Consider the following 1,363-nt stretch of genomic DNA (forward strand, 5'->3'; position numbering starts at 1 on the left):
GCGGGGCTGTTACCCAGGCCGTCGGGGCCCACCTGCAGGTCGGCGGGCCAGGCCAGTTTCTTGTCGGCGATCATCACCGGGCCCGGCTCCAAGCGGTCCAAACACTGCGCGACGATGCGCAGGGACTGGTGCATTTCCCCGACCCGGATCAGATAGCGGCCGTAGCAGTCCGCGCCGGTGTCGGTGACGACGTCGAAGTCGTAGGTGTCATAGCCGCAATAGGGTTGGGTTTTACGCAGATCGTGCGGCAGGCCGGTGGACCGCAGCACGGGGCCGGTGATACCCAACGCCATGCAGCCGGTCAGATCCAGATAGCCGATGCCCTGGGTGCGGGCCTTCCAGATGTAGCTTTCGGTCAACAGGTCTTCGAGTTCACCCAACCGGCCCGGCAAAATCGTCAACAACTCGGCGACCCGGTCAGCCCCGTCCTCGGGCAGGTCGGCGGCCAGCCCGCCGGGGCGGATGTAGGCGTTGTTCATCCGCAGCCCGGTGATCGCCTCGAACACACTCAGGATCAGTTCGCGTTCGCGGAAACCGAAGAACATCGGCGTCATCGCGCCCAACTCCATCCCGCCGGTGGCCAACGCCACCAAATGACTCGAGATGCGGTTGAGTTCCATCAACATCACCCGCACCACACTGGCGCGCGCCGGGATGTCCTCGGTGATGCCCAACAGTTGTTCCACACCAAGGCAATAGGCGGTCTCGTTGAAGAACGGCGACAGATAATCCATCCGGGTCACGAACGTCACACCCTGAGTCCAGGTGCGGTACTCCAAATTCTTCTCGATCCCGGTATGCAAATAGCCGATCCCGCACCGCGCCTCGGTCACCGTCTCGCCCTCGATCTCCAAAATCAACCGCAACACCCCATGCGTGGACGGATGCTGCGGCCCCATATTCACCACAATCCGCTCGCCGGCTTCGCCCGTGCGGGCGGCGGCGACGATGTCCTCCCAGTCCTGGCCGCCCAGGACGATCACGTTCTCTTCGGTGCTCATCAGTGATACGACCTGCGTTCGTCGGGCGGGGGGATTTGGGCGCCGTGGTATTCCACCGGAACACCACCGAGGGGGTAGTCCTTGCGCTGCGGATGACCCACCCAGTCATCGGGCATCTCAATGCGGGTCAACCCCGGATGGCCGTCGAACACGATCCCGAAGAAATCGTAGGTCTCCCGCTCATGCCAATCAGAAGTCGGATACACCGAAAACAACGACGGCACATGCGGATCGGCATCCCGACACGCCACCTCCAGCTGCACCCGCCGATTGTGCGTGATCGACATCAACGGATAAAACGCATGCAACTCACGACCCGCATCATCCGGATAATGCACACCCGAAACACCACAACACAATTC

2 protein-coding genes are annotated in these 1,363 nt (G+C 62.4%); both read right to left on the reverse strand.

The window, feature by feature from the left end:
• Window positions 1-1,001 (reverse strand): NADH-quinone oxidoreductase subunit D (locus HPC46_RS34390; protein WP_179476435.1); only part of this gene is annotated, 1,001 nt, incomplete at its 3' end.
• Window positions 1,001-1,363: NADH-quinone oxidoreductase subunit C (locus HPC46_RS34395; RefSeq protein WP_179476436.1), on the reverse strand; the 363-nt coding region annotated here is incomplete at its 5' end. The genes HPC46_RS34390 and HPC46_RS34395, both read right to left, overlap by 1 nt.

The organism is Mycolicibacterium vinylchloridicum, from assembly GCF_013404075.1.
Classification (GTDB): Bacteria; Actinomycetota; Actinomycetes; order Mycobacteriales; family Mycobacteriaceae; genus Mycobacterium; species Mycobacterium vinylchloridicum.